The following is a 16,550-nucleotide window of genomic DNA, read 5'->3' as shown; positions in this document are numbered from 1 at the left end:
AGGATCAGGTGGTTATAGATGAAAGCAGGAGTTTTACACGCAAGAGATGACATAAGATATGAGGAAGTACAGACCCCGGAGCCAAAAGCCGGGGAAGTGCTTGTAAAAGTAAAATATTCCGGGATCTGCGGTTCAGATGTACCCCGGGTAAATGAAGACGGGGCCCACTTCTATCCGATCATTCTCGGACATGAGTTCTCAGGGATTGTGGAAGCTGTGGGAGATGGAGTGACAAAGGTAAAGAAAGGCCAGCGGGTCGCCGGAGCTCCATTGGTCCCGTGCATGAAATGTGAAGACTGTATGAAAGGTGATTATGCACTCTGTAAAGACTATAGTTTTATCGGGACAAGACAAGCAGGAAGCTATGCAGAATATATCTGTCTTCCGGAGCAAAACGTGGTTCCTTTTAAGGATACAGTATCCTTTGAACAAGGAGCGCTGTTTGAACCGGCGGCAGTTGCGCTCCATGGATTAGAGTGTCTTCCATATGAGGGAGGAAAGACTGTTGCTGTGCTGGGCGGAGGAACGATCGGACTGCTTGTCATGCAGTGGGCAAATATTTTCGGATCTGCAAAGACTGTTGTATTTGATATTGACGATGAAAAAATTGAACTGGCAAAACAGTTGGGAGCAGCCGATGGCGTAAATACCTTAAAAGAAGGTTTTATGGAAAAGGCCATGGAACTGACGGATCAAAAAGGCTACGATTATATTTTTGAAACGGCAGGAAGTACTGTGACAATGAAGATGGCATATGAACTGGCGGCAAATAAGGCTGGAATCTGCTATATCGGAAAACCTACAAGAGAATTAGCCTTTACTGTGAAAGAATGGGAGAACATGAACCGTAAAGAGTTCACTATGACAGGGTCCTGGCTATCTTATTCTGCTCCGTTTCCGGGACATGAGTGGGAGTGTGCGGCACACTATTTTGCAACAGGACAATTAAAGGGGGAAGAATCCCTGATCTATAAGAAGCTTCCGCTTTCCAGGATCGCAGAAGGATTTGAGATGTTCAAGACCCGGGGAGCAGTAAAAGGAAAGATTTTAATTGACAGTGAAGCATGATCATAAGGCGTCTGAAGAGATAAAAGAAAGAGGTTTGACCGTGAGAAAAATAAAACTATCTCCATCCATCTTTGCAGCAGACTTAGGAGAATTAAAAAACCAGATCAAAGAATTAGAAGACAGTCAGACAGAACTGCTCCATGTGGACGTGATGGACGGACATTTTGTGGAGCGGATGGCATTTGGAGCAGATCACATTAAGGCACTGAAATCAATGACCGACATTCCGCTGGATGTTCATTTAATGATCGAACATCCGGAAGTACATATTGACAGCATTGCTGACGCAGGGGCAGATATCATAACGATCCATCAGGAGTCGACCGCAAGGGTGTTAAGCTGTCTGCATAAAATCCGTAACCGGGGCATCAAGGCCGGCATCGTGCTGAGTCCAGGGACGCCGGAAGAGACTATTAAATATTTATTGGATGATGTAGATATGATCCTTCTGATGAGTGTAAATCCCGGGGAAGGCGGACAGCATTTCCTGAGTTCAACCGTGAAGAAAATTAAGAATGTCCGGGCAATGATCGGAGACCGGGATATTGATATTGAAGTAGACGGAAGTATTGATCAAAAGACAATAAAACCATGTTATGAAGCAGGAGCAAATGTTTTTGTATCCGGGGGATATTTATTCAAAAATATTAAAGAGAATACAGAGGCTTTAAGAAAGGCAGTGAGAGGATGAAAGCTTTAACATTTTATGATGTACAGGATTTAAGATATGAAGAGGTTCCTGATCCTAAAATTGAAAAAGACGATGATGTTATTGTAAAAGTGAAAGTAGGCGGAATTTGTGGTTCGGATATCGCAAGATACCGCAATCTGGGACCTTATGTAAAAGGGAATGTCTGGGGGCACGAATTTTCAGGAGAGGTTGTAGAGGCCGGTCCTGCCGTTACAGAATTAAAAGCCGGTGACCGGGTGGTAGGATGCCCAAACCTGGTTTGTCATGAATGTGAGTACTGCAAAAGCGGATATCCATCAAGATGTGAATCTTTAAATACCATTGGAGCATATGTTCCGGGTGCATTTGCAGAATACATTAAAATGCCGGCCGTCAATCTTGTCAAGATGGTGGAAGGTATGACCTTTGAGCAGGGTGCATTGGTAGAACCGGCAACGGTTGCGATTCACGGATTATATCAGACAAACATTAAAATGGGATATGAAGTTGCCGTTGTGGGATGTGGAAATATTGGACTGATGGCAATCCAATGGGCCAAAGCATTTGGGGCAAAGAAAGTGTTTGCCATTGACATCGACGATGCGCAATTACAGGCTGCTGAGGATTTTGGCGCTGATGTGCTAATTAATTCTGCTGATATCGATTTCCATGATGAGATCAGAAAATATGGAAATGGCGTGGATCTGGCCATTGAATCAGCAGGAAATCCTTTTACTGCTGCAAGAGTGCTCGGGCTGCCGAAAAAGGGCGGGGAGGTTGTATACATGGGAATTCCATATGCGGATGTTCCGGTTCCAAGATTTTATTTTGAAAGAATTATGAGAAACGAATTAAATATCATCGGTTCCTGGTGTACCATTTCTGCTCCATATCCGGGAGAGGAATGGAACAATGCGGTAGAATATATCGGAAACAAAAAGGTGGATGTCCTTGGAATGGTTACGCATAAAGTGAATTTAAGCAAAGGCCCGGAGATGTTTGAAAAGATCATTGCCGATCCAAAGGGATTCGGAAAAGTTCTGTTATATCCGGAAGAAATCATGTAAAGAAGGTGGTATTTTGGGAACGAAAGTAATTATAAAAGAATTAGAACAATCAGCTGACAGAATTCCTGAATATCAGATTTCAGATCTGATCCAGAAGATTAAGTCTCATAAACGGATCTTTGTTTATGGGACCGGAAGATCAGGATTAATGTTAAAAGCCTTTGCTATGAGACTAATGCAGATTGGCCTGGATGCATATGTAGTGGGAGAAACCACAACACCGTCTGTAGAAAAGGGAGATTTGCTGATCGTGGCTTCTGCTTCAGGGGAAACAGGCAGTGTTTGTATGACGGCACAGTCGGCAAAGAATCAGGGTGCAGATTTAGTCGTCATTTCTTCAGCAGCGGAATCGACCTTGAAAAAGATCCAGACACCGAATATCACAATTGAATCTGCAACAAAATTTGCTGTGTCTGACACAAGCATCCAGCCTCTGGGCAGTTTGTTCGAACAGATGCTGCTCATAGTGTTTGATGCGGCAGTATTGGAAATAAGCCGGGAAAAGCCGGGAAGTAATGACGATATGGCAAAGAGACACGCAAGTCTGGAGTAGCTTGTGACAGAAATCTTTCATTCTATAGGAAAGACATTGTTACAACAAAGTGATAAAGGAATGATTCCTATAGAATAAAAAAACCTCCGGGGGATGCAACTGCGCGCGCAGGGGAACAATGTCGCCAGAGCGACCGCACGCAGTGCGAGAGTTTCGCAAGCGAAACTCTATTTCAGAAAAACAAGGAGAATAGAAATGCAGAATAATATCGGGTTACAAACAGCATATTGGAATGGAACAACTCCTGAATTGGATATTTATAAAATAATTGACTTAACAAAAAAGGCCAATATGGATACCATTGAACTGAAAGCAGGCGATTTTGTTCCTTTGACGGCACAAGACAGAGGGAAACTTAGTAAATATATAAAAGATGCAGGGCTTTCAGTGACGATCAACGGGACTGGACTCAGACCGGAAAGAGATGTTTCCAGTTCGGATAAAGAATCCCATCAAGCAGGCATCAAACATTTATGTCATATGTTGGATCTTTGTGTGGAGATGGGCGCAAAACTTTTTTCCGGTATCCCGTATGGTTTGTGGAATACACGTCCGGAAGGAGAAAATATTACAGAAATCAAGAAGGTCCGTACAGCAAACGCAGTCAAAGGATTAACCGAAGTTGCAAAACATGCCCAAAAAGTCGGCGTAACAATGTGTTTGGAAATTGTAAACCGTTTTGAACAGTATACAGCGAATACTGCGGGAGAAGGGATTGCAATCTGCGAAGCAATTGGCAATGACTATTGTAAGCTTCTTTTAGATACGTTTCATATGAACATTGAAGAAGATTATATTCCGGATGCCATCCGTACGGCCTATGAAAAGGGATATCTGGGCTATCTCCATATTGGAGAAAGCAACCGTAAGATTCCTGCCGGAGAGAGAAAGACCAATATTGACTGGGTAGCTATTGCAGAAACGATCAGGGAGACCGGTTTTGAAGGACCTTTGGTAATGGAACCATTCGTTCTCGATACGTCCGCAAGTGCTAAGAGTGTATCCCTTTGGAGAACGATCAAAGCAGCAGATGATATTGACGGACTTGTGGCAGATGCCGCCGCGGGAGTGAAATATTTAAAAAGTCTGTAATGATGGGAGGGGAAGAGCATGATTACAACTGTAACGTTAAATGCTTCCATTGATAAAGCCTATCATATGACCCAAAAAATTGAGAACGGTACGGTAATGCGAGTAGCAGAGACACATAACAGTGCCGGCGGAAAGGGGCTGAATGTGGCAAGGGTGGTCAAACTTTGCGGTTCTGATACAAAAGCCGCCGGTTTTGTGGGAGGATATAACGGTCAATATTTAGAATCACTTCTGGACGCAGATGGAATTTCCTATGAATTTGAGCATATCAATGGCGAAACGAGAAGCTGCATTAACATTTTAGATCCCGGATATGGTTCTACCGAATATCTGGAAGGCGGGTGTGAAGTTACAGCGGAAGAAGAAACTTCATTTTTAGAAAGATTTCCCGGGATCATCCGGAACAGTGATGTTGTGACCATTTCAGGAAGTGCTCCCAGGGGAATGGGCAGGGATATCTATCAAAAAATGATCCGGATCGTTAAGAAGCTGGGAAAAAAAGTGATCTTAGATACCAGCGGAGAATATTTAAAGAGAGGTCTTGAGAGCCTGCCAACTATGGTAAAACCTAATAAAGATGAGATAGAAATGCTTTTTGATATCAAAGTCCGCAGCCAGGAAGATGTCATAGGATATGCTCAAAAAATCTACGAAAAGGGGATCCCATATGTAGTAATTTCTCTTGGAGGCGAAGGGGCTTTACTCGTATGCAAAAAAGGCATTTATCAGGGTAAACCGCCGAGAATAGAAGTGGTAAATACGGTAGGATGCGGAGACTCTATGGTTGGAGCGTTTGCAGTCGCATTGGAGAGAAATATGGAGCCGGAAGATGCCCTGAAATTCGCAGTGGCAGTTGCATCTGCCAACGCGCTCTCATCCAATACAGGGACATTTGATCCTGCAAAGAGAGACGAGATCAGCCAGAACGTTAAGATAATCAAATTATAATATCCGGAAAGGGAAAGTTATGTTAACAACATCGAAAGAAATATTACTGAAAGCACAGGCCGGCGGATACGCAGTCGGTGCATTCAATGTAGAAAATATGGAAATGGTACAGGCAGTTGCAGAAGCTGCAGAGGAATTACAGTCACCGGTTATTATGCAGACAACTCCGTCTACAGTAAAATATGCGGGACTTGATTATTATCTTGCAAATGTTAAAACAGCGGCAGAGAGGACATCGGTTCCTGTAGTGATGCATTTAGATCATGGCAATAGCTTTGAACTTGCGATGCAGGCACTCAGAGCGGGTTATACTTCCATCATGATCGATGGTTCCCATGAGGCATTTGAAGTTAATATGACTGTCAGCAGGGCAGTCGCAAATGCCTGCCATCCATCCGAAGTTCCGGTAGAGGCTGAGCTTGGGAAGGTTGGGGGGAAAGAAGATGATTTAGACGGCGGAGATGATAATCCATATACAGATCCACAGGAAGCGAAGGAATTTGCAGAGAGAACAGGGGTTGATTTTCTCGCAGTGGGGATTGGTACAGCCCACGGTGTTTATAGGGGAGAACCAAAGCTTCAGTTTGACATCTTAAGCCGGATCAGAGATGTTGTAGAGATTCCGCTCGTTCTTCACGGAACAAGCGGTGTGCCGGACGAAGCGGTAAAAGAGTGTATTAAACGTGGTATCTGTAAAGTAAATTATGCTACCGATCTCCGTATTGCATTTACAAAAGGAGTAAAGGGTGTTTTTACTGCAGATACTGATACTATTGATCCTAAGAAATATAGCGCAGCAGGCCGTGAAGAAGTAAAAAAATATGTTATGAGCAAAATAAAAGTTTGCGGAAGTGCAGGAAAAGCGCAGAAATAAAATATCAATTACAAAATGGACGTAAGTCAGCTTTGTGCACAGATGTGTAAGGAAATCATTTGTCTTTGTCCCATCTTTCAGATGGCGCGCTTTGCCCAATAAGGAATAGATTAAATTTGACAATGTTTATTTTTGGCATGTATGAGTTGTATCATTCAGAAGCAATTGAAAATGCTTTTGATGATATTGACAGAAGAAAGAAAAAATTATGAAATAGCCTGAATATCATTCTTTTAAGTCTTGACAAGGATTTATGATAGGTTATAATGGAATGTATAAAAATTGAATAGGATCTTCAGGGCAGGGTGAAATTCCCTACCGGTGGTACAGCCCACGAGCCGCAAGGCATGATTCGGTGAAACTCCGAAGCCGACAGTATAGTCTGGATGAAAGAAGATAGTGATAAAAGAACTCTGGGATTTACGCACAGCGTAGGTCAGATGCATTTGGTGTATTTGGCGTGCTGTTATAAATCTCAGTTTTTTGTTTTCATATTAGCTGTTTGTTTAGACAGTTTATCTATGAGTGAACTTTAGCTTAAGAAAGCCCTGAAGTCCTGTATTGCAGGATTTTGGGGCCTTTTTATTTCTTGCGAAATACCTTATCACGCTTATACGCGAGAGTTTTTCCTATGAAATACAAAGCGTTCCGCGATGCTGCACACATGAGAAAGGAGGTTTGTCCAGTTGCAGGAACTTTATATGAGAAGGGCCATTGAACTGGCCGGGAAAGGAACAGGATATACCAATCCAAACCCGTTGGTGGGGGCTGTCATCGTAAAGGATGGGCGGATAATCGGAGAGGGATTCCATGAGACATACGGAGGTCTGCACGCAGAAAGGAATGCGTTAAAGAACTGTACGGAAGACCCAAAAGGTGCGGAACTTTATGTGACCCTGGAGCCATGCTGCCATTTTGGAAAGACACCGCCTTGTACAGAGGCCGTCATAAAAAGTGGAATCAGGAAAGTCTATGTTGGAAATATTGATCCGAATCCAAAAGTTTCCGGTAAGGGTATTGATATTTTAAGAGAGCATGGCATTGAGGCAGAAACAGGCGTACTTGATGCGGAATGCAGAGAGATCAATGAAATCTTTTTCCACTACATTGCCCACGATACGCCTTATGTAGCATTGAAATATGCAATGACACTGGATGGGAAAATTGCGGTGAAGACAGGAGAGTCCAAATGGATTACCGGAAGGGAGGCAAGGGAACATGTACAGTTTCTCAGACACCGGTATGCAGCGATTCTCGTGGGAATCGATACGGTCTTAAGTGATGATCCGATGCTCAATGCCCGGATCATAGGCGGGAACAACCCGACACGTGTGATCTGCGACAGCAGACTCAGGCTCCCTTTAAGTTCGAAAATTGTTCAGAGTGCCAAAGTAATTCCGACCATCATTGCGGCATGTGAAAGAAACGAAAAGGCGCAGAGGCTTGAGGCTTTGGGATGCCGGGTGCTGATATGTCCGGAGAAGGATGGAAAGACGGATCTGCTGGAACTTCTGAGGACACTGAGGAAAGAAAAGATCGATAGTATACTTGTGGAGGGGGGAGCTGATATTAACGATTCAGTTATTCAGACCAAATCGGTAAACAAAGTGTATGCTTTTGTGGCACCGAAGCTTTTCGGGGGAAGACAGGCAAGGTCACCAGTGGAAGGAAAAGGGATAGATAAAATCAGCGATGCGATACTTTTAAAGGGCCCGGAGATTACCAGGCTCGGCGAAGATCTGCTGTTAGAATATGAAGCGAGGTGAGAATGTGTTTACAGGAATCATTGAAGAAATAGGCACCGTTCTGTCAGTAAAAAAAGGAGGGCAGTCCTCAGCCGTCAGGATCGGGGCATCCAAAGTCCTGAAAGATATCCATACAGGAGACAGTATTGCAGTCAACGGTGTATGCCTTACCGCGGTCACATTTGACGGACAGGGGTTTCTGGCGGATGTGATGAACGAGACCTTTGAAAAGAGCAGTCTGAAAAGCTTGAAGCCTGGAGATCCGGTCAATTTAGAGCGGGCCATGAAAGCAGGAGGACGTTTTGGCGGACATATAGTTGCCGGCCATGTGGATGGAACCGGAACGGTCACATCAGTGGAACAGGATGCCAATGCAGTTTGGTTTACGGTGGCGGCACCGTCAGAGATCATGCGGTACTGTGTCAGCAAAGGTTCCATCGCCCTGGACGGCATCAGTCTGACCATTGCAAAGACCGGGGACCAATGGTTTCAGGTTTCGGTCATTCCCCACACCTTAAAGGAAACGGTACTGGGAGCAAAAAAAACTGGAGATCTGGTGAATCTGGAAAATGATATGATCGGAAAATATGTGGAGAAACTGATGAATTTGGGGCATGATGAAAAAACCAGTGCCATTACAGAGGAAATGTTAATGAAAGCAGGATTTTAGGAGGAAAGAAAATGAAGTTCAGCACGATTAAAGAAGCATTGGAAGACTTAAGACAGGGGAAGATCATCATTGCAACAGATGATGAAGACAGGGAAAATGAGGGCGATTTTATCTGTGCCTCTGAGTTTGCGAATACTAACAATATTAATTTTATGGCAGTCCATGGAAAAGGTTTGATCTGTATGCCCATGAGTGCAGCTATGGGAGAGAAACTTGGACTGTCTCCAATGGTAACCAAGAATACAGATAACCATGAGACTGCATTTACAGAGAGTATTGATCATGTGGAAACCACCACGGGAATTTCAGCAGTGGAACGTTCTGTCACAGCGCTGAAATGTATGGAGAACAGCATCAGACCGGAGGATTTAAGGCGCCCCGGACACATGTTTCCGCTGATCGCAAAGCCGGGCGGTGTTATGGAGCGGAACGGTCACACAGAGGCAACAGTGGACCTTATGAAGCTTGCAGGTTTAAAAGAAAGCGGTCTGTGCTGTGAGATCATGAGGGAAGACGGCACTATGATGCGTACCACAGAACTCATGGGACTGGCAGAGAAGTTTGGCCTTAAGATAATCACCATAAAGGCACTGCAGGATTACCGGAAAAAACATGAAGTGTTCGTGAGCAGGGAGGCGGAGACGCCGATGCCCACCAAGTATGGAGAGTTTCGGGCTTACGGTTATGTGAATAAACTAAACGGCGAACATCATGTCGCCTTAGTAAAAGGAAATGTAGATGACGGGGAGCCGATATTGTGCCGGGTACATTCCGAGTGCCTGACGGGAGATACCTTTGGCTCGTTAAGGTGCGACTGCGGAGATCAGCTTACCACGGCCATGAGACAGATCGAAGCGGAAGGCCGGGGAATTCTGCTCTATCTGAGACAGGAAGGCCGGGGCATTGGTTTGATCAACAAACTGAAGGCCTATGCTCTGCAGGACCAGGGAATGGATACGGTAGAGGCAAATCTGGCTCTCGGATTTGAAGAAGACCAACGGGAATATTACATAGGAGCACAGATTCTGAGAGACCTGGGTGCGTCTAAGTTGAGACTTTTGACAAATAATCCGACGAAAATCGAAGGTCTGGGTGATTTCGGGCTGGAAATCGTAGAGAGAGTGCCCATCCAGATCAAGCTCACAGATTATGATTCTTTTTATATGAAGACAAAACAGAAAAAGATGGGACATTATTTAACTTATTAAGCTGCAAATAAATAAGAAAGAGGAGATAAAAGATGAATGTTTTAGAAGGAAAATTAGTCGCAAAAGGGATGAAAGTCGGCATTGTCGCCGCCAGATTCAATGAGTTTATCGTATCCAAGCTGCTTTCTGGGGCATTGGACGGCCTGCGCCGCCATGACGTGAAGGAAGACGATATTGCTGTTGCCTGGGTGCCTGGGGCATTTGAGATTCCTGTTGCCGCACAGAAGATGGCGGGATCAGGGAAATATGACGCTGTAATCTGTCTGGGAACCGTGATCCGGGGATCTACCAGCCACTATGATTATGTGTGCAATGAGGTATCCAAGGGTATCGCTCACGTGTCTATGGAGAGTCAGATTCCTGTGCTGTTCGGTGTACTGACCACGGAAAATATCGAGCAGGCCATTGAGCGCGCCGGTACGAAAGCCGGAAACAAGGGGTATGACTGTGCACTGTCAGCGATTGAAATGGTAAATTTATTGAAAGAGATTGGTTAAACTGGACGGAGCCGCTTATTTCCTGTAAAATAGAACAGAAAATAAGCGGCTTTTTTATTACCGTTTTGTTTGTCTTTTAACCCTATTTAAAGATACAAGGAGATAATTGCCATGGACCAGATTGAACAACTTCAGATTATGATAGATGAGAGCAGCAGGATTGTTTTCTTCGGCGGGGCAGGAGTATCCACAGAAAGTGATATTCCTGACTTCAGAAGTACGGACGGACTCTATCATCAAACTTATAAATACCCTCCGGAGGTGATTGTCAGCCATACATTTTTTGTGCAGAAGACAGAGGAATTTTATGATTTTTATAAGAAGAAAATGATATTTCCGGATGCCGAACCGAATCCTGCCCATTTAAAGCTTGCAGAGCTTGAGAGGGCTGGAAAGCTCACGGCGGTTGTCACTCAGAATATCGACGGTCTGCACCAGAAAGCCGGAAGCCAGAAGGTATTTGAGCTGCACGGAAGTGTTCACAGAAATTACTGTCAGAAATGCCATAAGTTTTTTGATGTAAACTATGTGGCCGGAGCACAGGGAGTGCCGCACTGCGACGAATGCGGAGGACTGGTGAAGCCGGATGTTGTACTATATGAAGAAGGACTGGATGCATCCGTGATGAGGGGAGCCATCGATGCGATTTCTAAGGCGGATATGCTGATCATCGGTGGAACTTCTCTTGTAGTGTATCCGGCGGCGGGCATGATCGATTATTTCCGCGGAGAGCATTTGGTGCTCATCAACAGGGATGCCACATCCAGAGACCGGCAGGCAGAGCTCTGCATTACAGATCCAATCGGTGAGGTCCTTGGGCAGATTAAGGTGAATTCATGAAAAAAAGAGATATCGTGTTGATCGGAGCAGTTCTTTTTATGGCAGCGGCGGGATTTTTATTCCTGTCTCTTGTGAAGCAGGACGGGGAAAAGGCAGTGGTGACTGTGGACGGAAAGGAAGTCTGGAGCCACAGCCTTTCTGAGGATGCGGTCTATACGGTAAAGAGCAGGAACGGGTCCAATGTAGTCCGCATCCAGGGAGGGAAAGCCTCAGTCACAGAGGCAGACTGCCCTGATCAGATATGCAGAAAGCATAAAGCCATCGATAAAACCGGGGAAACCATTGTCTGCCTGCCTCATAAACTCGTAGTGGAAATTAAAGACGGAACCAAGGAGAAAGAATATGACGGAATTACAATCTAAGGAGAAAAACCAATGACCAGGCGGATTGCTGTGGATGGCATGTTTCTGACACTGGCCATCGTTGTTTCTTATATAGAGGTACTCCTTCCGATTCCTGTAGGGATTCCCGGAGTGAAGATCGGGCTTGCCAACGGAGTCATTATGGTTCTTCTCTTTTTTACCGGGTGGAAACGGGCGCTGTTTATCTCCGTTTTGAGAATTCTTCTGGCAGGAATGCTTTTTGGGAATCCGATGACGATTGTTTACAGCCTGGCGGGCGGGATTTTGAGTATCTTTCTCATGGCGCTTCTGAAAAAAGCCGGGGGATTTTCGGCAGTGGGACTCAGCGTTGCCGGAGGAGTAGCACACAATCTCGGGCAGCTCAGTGTTGCAGTGTGCCTGATGGAGAATGTAAGAATTTATTATTATGCGCCGATACTGCTGGTCACCGGAACCATTGCCGGCATTGCGATCGGAGTGCTGACGGCGGGGCTGGTAAAGAAGGTTCCGGCAAACTTATTTCAGTAGAAAATGCACGTAATTTTTACTGAATAAGTATCCATTTAGCAAAAGGAGCTATCCAATGATAGTTTTTTATCACTATTGGAGGAACGTATTTTAAAGCGTGACGGAAATAGTGATAAAAAACTCCTACAGGAGGAAAGACGTGAAAAAGAAATTATGTGCGGTCATGGTATTTGTGCTGACGGCGGTCATGGCATCAGGCTGTGTGAAGAAAGAAGAGATACAGAAATATTCCCATGTAGACTATGCCATGGGGACAGTGACCAATACGACACTATATGGGAGAAGCCCGGATCTTTCTGAGGCTGAACAAGAGATGATGGAGAAGATGAAGAAGCTGGAGACAGAGCAGCTGTCCTGGAGGAAGGACAGTTCTGCCGTGGCAAAGCTTAATCAAGGGAATCAAAGAGTGGCGGATGTCCCGGAGCCGCTGTTTACCTGGATGAAAAAGTCTCTTCAGATTGCCAAAGACAGCAAAGGCGCTGCGGACCCGGCCATCGGAAGCCTCACTCGAATGTGGGATTTTGAATCCGAGAATCCAAAGGTACCCGATGCTGATAAGATCAAAGCGCTGATCAAAGACGGTATCGTCAGCAATGCATATGAGCATGTAAAACTGAATGAAAAGCAGAAAACCGTGCGAAAAGCGAGAGAGATTAAAATGGATCTGGGAGCTTTCGGGAAGGGGATCGGAACCGACGAAGCCATGAGGTTTCTCAAAAAAGAAAAGATAATTACCGGAGCCATGGTGGCTCTTGGGGGAAGCATCGCTGTTTATGGAGAAAAGCCCGGCGGGGAGGACTGGAAAGTCGGGATACAGAACCCTGACGGAAAGCAGGGGGAGACAATTGGAGGGCTTAGCGTAAAAGGCGGGACCTTCATCTCTACCTCCGGTGATTATGAAAAATATTTTATTGATAAAAAGACAGGGAAACGGTATTTCCACATCTTAGATGAGAAGACCGGGTATCCGGCACAGACAGAGATCACCTCATGTACCATTGTGTGCAGTTCAGGTATTGCCAGTGACGGGCTGTCCACCGCATGTTTTGTGCTGGGGCCGGAAAAAAGCCGTTCACTGTTGAAAAAGTACGGAGCAAAAGCGATCTTTGTGGATAAACAAAAAAATGTTTATGTTAGTGACGGATTAGATTTTGAGCTCACAGACGATGCATATAAAATAGTTAACAAAGACATTGACGGATGAAAAAATTCTGAACCGACCCCCAAAAGTTAGACCAAAAATCTAACGATTGGAGGTCGGTTTTATTATGGCAAAATATAGCCTTGAGCTAAAAAAGAAAGTAGTTGAAGCATATCATCGCGGGGAGGGTAGCTATTGTTTTCTTGCTCAAAAGTATGGAATTACAAATAAGCGTCAGGTTTTAAATTGGGTTCATTCATATGATGCGTTTGGCTGTGAAGGCCTGATGCGTTCCAGAAAAAAGCAAATGCAGTCCGTGCTAGATACTACTCCTGTAGATACAAGTGCTGAACATATCAAACAGCTCTAAGATGAATTATTAAAACTGCGAATAGAGAATGCCTATTTAAAAGAATTGAGGAGGCTGTGTTTAGAGGAGGACGCTCTTCTGAAAAAACAGCGAGAATCATCCACAGCCTCCGAGGAGACTTCAAATTAAAAGATATTCTCGCTGTTGTTGGGTTTCCGAAAGCAACCTATATGTACTGGCAAAAAAGATTCCAGAGAGATAATCCTAATAAAGAGCTTGAAGAAAAAATCATGGAAATTACTTCCTTTACCAGAAAAAGCCGTAAGTATAGCTCATATAAAGGACGGATTGGAAAAGTGGCTCCGAACAGATTACGGAGACGTTTTGATACGAAAATCCCACACCAGAAGATTACGACTGATACTACAGAGTTTAAGTATTATGATGTAGATCCTAAAGGTCGTATGATGATCAAAAAACTATATTTATACCCTTTTATGGATTTGTGTAACAGGGAGATTATAAGCTATGGGGTGTCACGAACACCATCTTCTAAAAATATAATGAATGCTCTGAATGCAGCAATAGAGATTACATCTGACTGTCCATATCGTAGAACATTTCATTCAGACCAGGGCCGGGGCTATCAAATGAAAGCATATGTTCGTACATTGCAGGAACATCGGATTTTTCAGAGTATCTCCCGAAAAGGAAACTGCCATGATAATTCTGTTATGGAAAACTTTTTTGGAATTATGAAGCAGGAAATGTATTTAGGATGGCTGAGTCCGGTTGAATACAGACTCAGTCTCTTGGCGGCATGAAAGAAAAGTGCGAAGTGGATTTTCCACTTCGCAATAAAGTCTGACTTTTAGGGGTCACCTCATTCATCTGCCAGTGTCTTTTTTTAGTGATTAAGATAAATTCTTTATTTTTCTCCGCGGGGTTTTCCGCAGGTCTGCCTTTTAATCAGTGTACACGGCAGTGTCAGGCGCACCGGTGTCTTGTATTCGCTTGGCACTTCGTTATAGAGTTTCGCCACAAAGTTTGCTGCATATTCCCCCATATACTCTGAAGGAGCATGGACCGTAGTCAGCGGAGGATTGGAAAATTCGGCCACACTGATATCATCAAAGCCGATGATCGAAATATCGTCGGGAATTTTATACCCATGTTCATAGAGGGAGCGCATGGCGCCGATGGCGATTGGATCGCTGGCGGCAAAAACTGCAGTAGGCAGATTTCCAGATTCTATAAGTCTGTTCATCATCTGATATCCGGATTCTGCGCTGAATTCTTCCTCTATAACATAAGGTTCATAACAGAGTTCAAGTTTCCTGCAGTAATTGATAAACGTTTCTTTCCGCTGCTCAAAATAGACGGTATCCTCGTCGATGTATTCCTTTCCGCCCAGATAACCGATCCTTGTGTGTCCGAGTTCCACAAAGTAATCGATCACATCTATGACAGACTGGTGTAAATCCAGTACAATGTTATTGAAGGAAATCCTGGAAGTGCGCATATCAATAAAAATAATATTGTCCGTAAGCTGCTCAAAGGCTTTGATATCCTTTTGCGCAAACTTTCCGATACAGATCAGGCCGTCCACACCGCTTAATGTTTTTAAATAGTCCGGATCACTCTGGAATGCCCGGATGACTTCAATGTTCTGGTCTGCACAGTATTTCTCGATCCCTACGCGGATGTTCTGGTAGTAGGGGTCTTCTAATTCCTGAAACAGGGAGTACCACTGGAACACTCCAATGGTAGTCCTTTTCGTTGTTCCTTTTCCCTTTTTTCTGTAGTTCAGACCGTCTGCAATCTTTAAAACTCTGGCTCTTGTCTCATCAGTGACGCTCAGGGTGTCATCCTGATTTAAAATACGGGAGACTGTGGCGGATGATACGCCTGCTTTTTCAGCGATATCTTTAATGGTAGCCATATGAATTCTCCTTTAGCATCTAATTCCAACTCTTTTTTTATTCCAAGTATACCATATCTGTAAATGAAAATAAAATCTTTTTATTATAATTTACTAAAATATAGTGAATATATTTGGTAAATAATTAAGTAAAATATAGTTGAAATATTTACTAAACAGTATTACTATATAGACATAGGAACGAAACTAAGATATGAAATAGGAGGCTTGATGTATGGAAACGAATAGTGGCAGGGAGAGGGAAGTGGTTTCCGTCCTTCCGCGTATTTTTGCCAGTCTGGGACAATCCCTGATCATTGCCGGTTTCGGAGTGTAGATCATTGGGGCTCTGGGAGGAGGTTATATCGGGTATCACAGATTTGCCATGTTCATAGCCGGAATGTGCCGTCAGAAAAAATCTCTTTTAAAGATGGGACTCATCATTTTCCCGAAAGTGGCGGAAAGGCTTTCCAGAAGAGTATCTTTCCTTCTGGCATGTATTCTTCCTTTTGTGGGATTGGCTCTTCTGCTTGCTGTAGGCTTTGTGTGTCCCCAGAACGTTTTTCTCACAGCGATATCAGGAATTATTGTAAAGACAGGAACCGGCCTGGAACTTGGCTGTGCCACTGTATTTTTATTCGACGTAGTGGACTACGGAAAATATAAGCTGGGTACAAGAAATGAGTCGGTAGTCTTCTCTTTACAGACATTGATCGTTAAATTTACAGCTGCACTGACCTCATTGTTTATAGGATTTGTCCTACAGCAGACTGGATACATACCAAACAGCCCGGACCAGAGTATGCTGACCATGAATTCCATACGGATACTGATGTGTGCCGCGCCTGCGCTTTCAATGCTGACTGCATATGTCATTTATAAAAATGCATATAAGCTCAGCGACAGTTTTATGAAAAAGGTTATAGAAACGATACAGGAAAGGAGATTTAACGCAGAAGCCTGACATTCGATAGTGTCAAGTGATGTATGAAAAAGCTGAGCATAAAAAATAGGCTCAGATGAACCTTGAAACCTGTAGATATTGATAACGTTAAGCTCTCCGAGGGCTTAGGGCGC

At 44.1% G+C, this 16,550-nt stretch carries 18 protein-coding genes, 1 pseudogene and 1 riboswitch; of the genes and pseudogenes, 18 read left to right on the top strand and 1 reads right to left on the bottom strand.

What is annotated here, in order from left to right; all coding sequences use genetic code 11:
• Positions 1-18 precede the first annotated feature (18 nt).
• The 17 genes and pseudogenes from QGT46_RS13645 to QGT46_RS13565 form a co-directional block, all read left to right on the top strand.
• On the top strand, positions 19-1,068 hold the full coding sequence (locus tag QGT46_RS13645; protein WP_148459874.1) for a galactitol-1-phosphate 5-dehydrogenase: 1,050 nt from the start codon (positions 19-21) through the stop codon (positions 1,066-1,068).
• Between the two features lie 40 nt (positions 1,069-1,108).
• Complete coding sequence (rpe, locus tag QGT46_RS13640; RefSeq protein ID WP_148459875.1) at positions 1,109-1,759, top strand: ribulose-phosphate 3-epimerase; 651 nt, start codon at positions 1,109-1,111, stop codon at positions 1,757-1,759.
• Positions 1,756-2,805: a galactitol-1-phosphate 5-dehydrogenase gene (locus QGT46_RS13635; protein ID WP_148459876.1), complete on the top strand. Its 1,050-nt coding sequence runs from the start codon at positions 1,756-1,758 to the stop codon at positions 2,803-2,805. The genes rpe and QGT46_RS13635 overlap by 4 nt, the downstream gene beginning before the upstream one ends.
• 13 nt (positions 2,806-2,818) lie before the next feature.
• Positions 2,819-3,358, top strand: a complete 540-nt coding sequence (gene hxlB, locus QGT46_RS13630; protein WP_148459877.1) for a 6-phospho-3-hexuloisomerase — start codon at positions 2,819-2,821, stop codon at positions 3,356-3,358.
• A gap of 195 nt (positions 3,359-3,553) precedes the next feature.
• On the top strand, positions 3,554-4,450 hold the full coding sequence (locus QGT46_RS13625) for a sugar phosphate isomerase/epimerase family protein (protein ID WP_148459878.1): 897 nt from the start codon (positions 3,554-3,556) through the stop codon (positions 4,448-4,450).
• Positions 4,451-4,468: 18 nt separating this feature from the next.
• Positions 4,469-5,398: a 1-phosphofructokinase gene (gene pfkB, locus QGT46_RS13620; RefSeq protein WP_148459879.1), complete on the top strand. Its 930-nt coding sequence runs from the start codon at positions 4,469-4,471 to the stop codon at positions 5,396-5,398.
• Between the two features lie 19 nt (positions 5,399-5,417).
• Complete coding sequence (gene fba / locus QGT46_RS13615; protein WP_301591255.1) at positions 5,418-6,272, top strand: class II fructose-1,6-bisphosphate aldolase; 855 nt, start codon at positions 5,418-5,420, stop codon at positions 6,270-6,272.
• Positions 6,273-6,559: 287 nt separating this feature from the next.
• Positions 6,560-6,674, top strand: a riboswitch (FMN riboswitch).
• A 299-nt stretch (positions 6,675-6,973) separates the two neighbouring features.
• Complete coding sequence (gene ribD / locus QGT46_RS13610) at positions 6,974-8,038, top strand: bifunctional diaminohydroxyphosphoribosylaminopyrimidine deaminase/5-amino-6-(5-phosphoribosylamino)uracil reductase RibD (RefSeq protein WP_034550001.1); 1,065 nt, start codon at positions 6,974-6,976, stop codon at positions 8,036-8,038.
• A 4-nt stretch (positions 8,039-8,042) separates the two neighbouring features.
• The gene (locus tag QGT46_RS13605; protein ID WP_301591253.1) at positions 8,043-8,687 is read left to right on the top strand and encodes a riboflavin synthase; all 645 of its coding nucleotides are present in this window, start codon (positions 8,043-8,045) and stop codon (positions 8,685-8,687) included.
• A gap of 11 nt (positions 8,688-8,698) precedes the next feature.
• Positions 8,699-9,895, top strand: a complete 1,197-nt coding sequence (locus QGT46_RS13600) for a bifunctional 3,4-dihydroxy-2-butanone-4-phosphate synthase/GTP cyclohydrolase II (protein ID WP_301591251.1) — start codon at positions 8,699-8,701, stop codon at positions 9,893-9,895.
• Positions 9,896-9,927: 32 nt separating this feature from the next.
• On the top strand, positions 9,928-10,392 hold the full coding sequence (gene ribE / locus QGT46_RS13595; protein ID WP_024728390.1) for a 6,7-dimethyl-8-ribityllumazine synthase: 465 nt from the start codon (positions 9,928-9,930) through the stop codon (positions 10,390-10,392).
• 111 nt (positions 10,393-10,503) lie between these two features.
• Positions 10,504-11,232: an NAD-dependent protein deacylase gene (locus QGT46_RS13590; RefSeq protein ID WP_148459882.1), complete on the top strand. Its 729-nt coding sequence runs from the start codon at positions 10,504-10,506 to the stop codon at positions 11,230-11,232.
• On the top strand, positions 11,229-11,594 hold the full coding sequence (locus QGT46_RS13585) for a NusG domain II-containing protein (RefSeq protein ID WP_148459883.1): 366 nt from the start codon (positions 11,229-11,231) through the stop codon (positions 11,592-11,594). The genes QGT46_RS13590 and QGT46_RS13585 overlap by 4 nt, the downstream gene beginning before the upstream one ends.
• Before the next feature lie 12 nt (positions 11,595-11,606).
• On the top strand, positions 11,607-12,101 hold the full coding sequence (locus QGT46_RS13580; RefSeq protein ID WP_148459884.1) for a Gx transporter family protein: 495 nt from the start codon (positions 11,607-11,609) through the stop codon (positions 12,099-12,101).
• Between the two features lie 139 nt (positions 12,102-12,240).
• Positions 12,241-13,305, top strand: coding sequence for an FAD:protein FMN transferase (locus tag QGT46_RS13575; protein WP_235824618.1), 1,065 nt, complete (start codon positions 12,241-12,243; stop codon positions 13,303-13,305).
• Between the two features lie 64 nt (positions 13,306-13,369).
• The gene (locus QGT46_RS13570) at positions 13,370-13,612 is read left to right on the top strand and encodes a transposase (protein WP_301591246.1); all 243 of its coding nucleotides are present in this window, start codon (positions 13,370-13,372) and stop codon (positions 13,610-13,612) included.
• Between the two features lie 8 nt (positions 13,613-13,620).
• A pseudogene (locus tag QGT46_RS13565) lies at positions 13,621-14,376 on the top strand (DDE-type integrase/transposase/recombinase); the annotation flags it as partial.
• A 104-nt stretch (positions 14,377-14,480) separates the two neighbouring features.
• Here the strand turns inward: QGT46_RS13565 and QGT46_RS13560 are convergent.
• Positions 14,481-15,494, bottom strand: coding sequence for a LacI family DNA-binding transcriptional regulator (locus tag QGT46_RS13560; protein ID WP_024728383.1), 1,014 nt, complete (start codon positions 15,492-15,494; stop codon positions 14,481-14,483).
• Positions 15,495-15,858: 364 nt separating this feature from the next.
• On the opposite strand from QGT46_RS13560, the gene QGT46_RS13555 reads away from it, so the two are divergent.
• Positions 15,859-16,437, top strand: coding sequence for an MFS transporter (locus tag QGT46_RS13555; RefSeq protein ID WP_301591241.1), 579 nt, complete (start codon positions 15,859-15,861; stop codon positions 16,435-16,437).
• Positions 16,438-16,550: the final 113 nt, after the last annotated feature.

Origin of the sequence: Anaerostipes faecis, from assembly GCF_910574135.1 — a bacterium.
GTDB classification, from domain to species: Bacteria; Bacillota; Clostridia; order Lachnospirales; family Lachnospiraceae; genus Anaerostipes; species Anaerostipes hominis.
This window is presented reverse-complemented; position numbering and strand designations above follow the sequence as displayed.

Coding starts and splice junctions, on each gene's coding strand:
- QGT46_RS13645 (WP_148459874.1), top strand. CDS start 19: ATGAAAGCAGGAGTTTTACACGCAAGAGATGACATAAGATATGAGGAA.
- QGT46_RS13635 (WP_148459876.1), top strand. CDS start 1,756: ATGAAAGCTTTAACATTTTATGATGTACAGGATTTAAGATATGAAGAG.
- QGT46_RS13625 (WP_148459878.1), top strand. CDS start 3,554: ATGCAGAATAATATCGGGTTACAAACAGCATATTGGAATGGAACAACT.
- pfkB (WP_148459879.1), top strand. CDS start 4,469: ATGATTACAACTGTAACGTTAAATGCTTCCATTGATAAAGCCTATCAT.
- fba (WP_301591255.1), top strand. CDS start 5,418: ATGTTAACAACATCGAAAGAAATATTACTGAAAGCACAGGCCGGCGGA.
- ribD (WP_034550001.1), top strand. CDS start 6,974: ATGAGAAGGGCCATTGAACTGGCCGGGAAAGGAACAGGATATACCAAT.
- QGT46_RS13600 (WP_301591251.1), top strand. CDS start 8,699: ATGAAGTTCAGCACGATTAAAGAAGCATTGGAAGACTTAAGACAGGGG.
- ribE (WP_024728390.1), top strand. CDS start 9,928: ATGAATGTTTTAGAAGGAAAATTAGTCGCAAAAGGGATGAAAGTCGGC.
- QGT46_RS13590 (WP_148459882.1), top strand. CDS start 10,504: ATGGACCAGATTGAACAACTTCAGATTATGATAGATGAGAGCAGCAGG.
- QGT46_RS13585 (WP_148459883.1), top strand. CDS start 11,229: ATGAAAAAAAGAGATATCGTGTTGATCGGAGCAGTTCTTTTTATGGCA.
- QGT46_RS13580 (WP_148459884.1), top strand. CDS start 11,607: ATGACCAGGCGGATTGCTGTGGATGGCATGTTTCTGACACTGGCCATC.
- QGT46_RS13570 (WP_301591246.1), top strand. CDS start 13,370: ATGGCAAAATATAGCCTTGAGCTAAAAAAGAAAGTAGTTGAAGCATAT.
- QGT46_RS13560 (WP_024728383.1), bottom strand. CDS start 15,494: ATGGCTACCATTAAAGATATCGCTGAAAAAGCAGGCGTATCATCCGCC.
- QGT46_RS13555 (WP_301591241.1), top strand. CDS start 15,859: ATGTTCATAGCCGGAATGTGCCGTCAGAAAAAATCTCTTTTAAAGATG.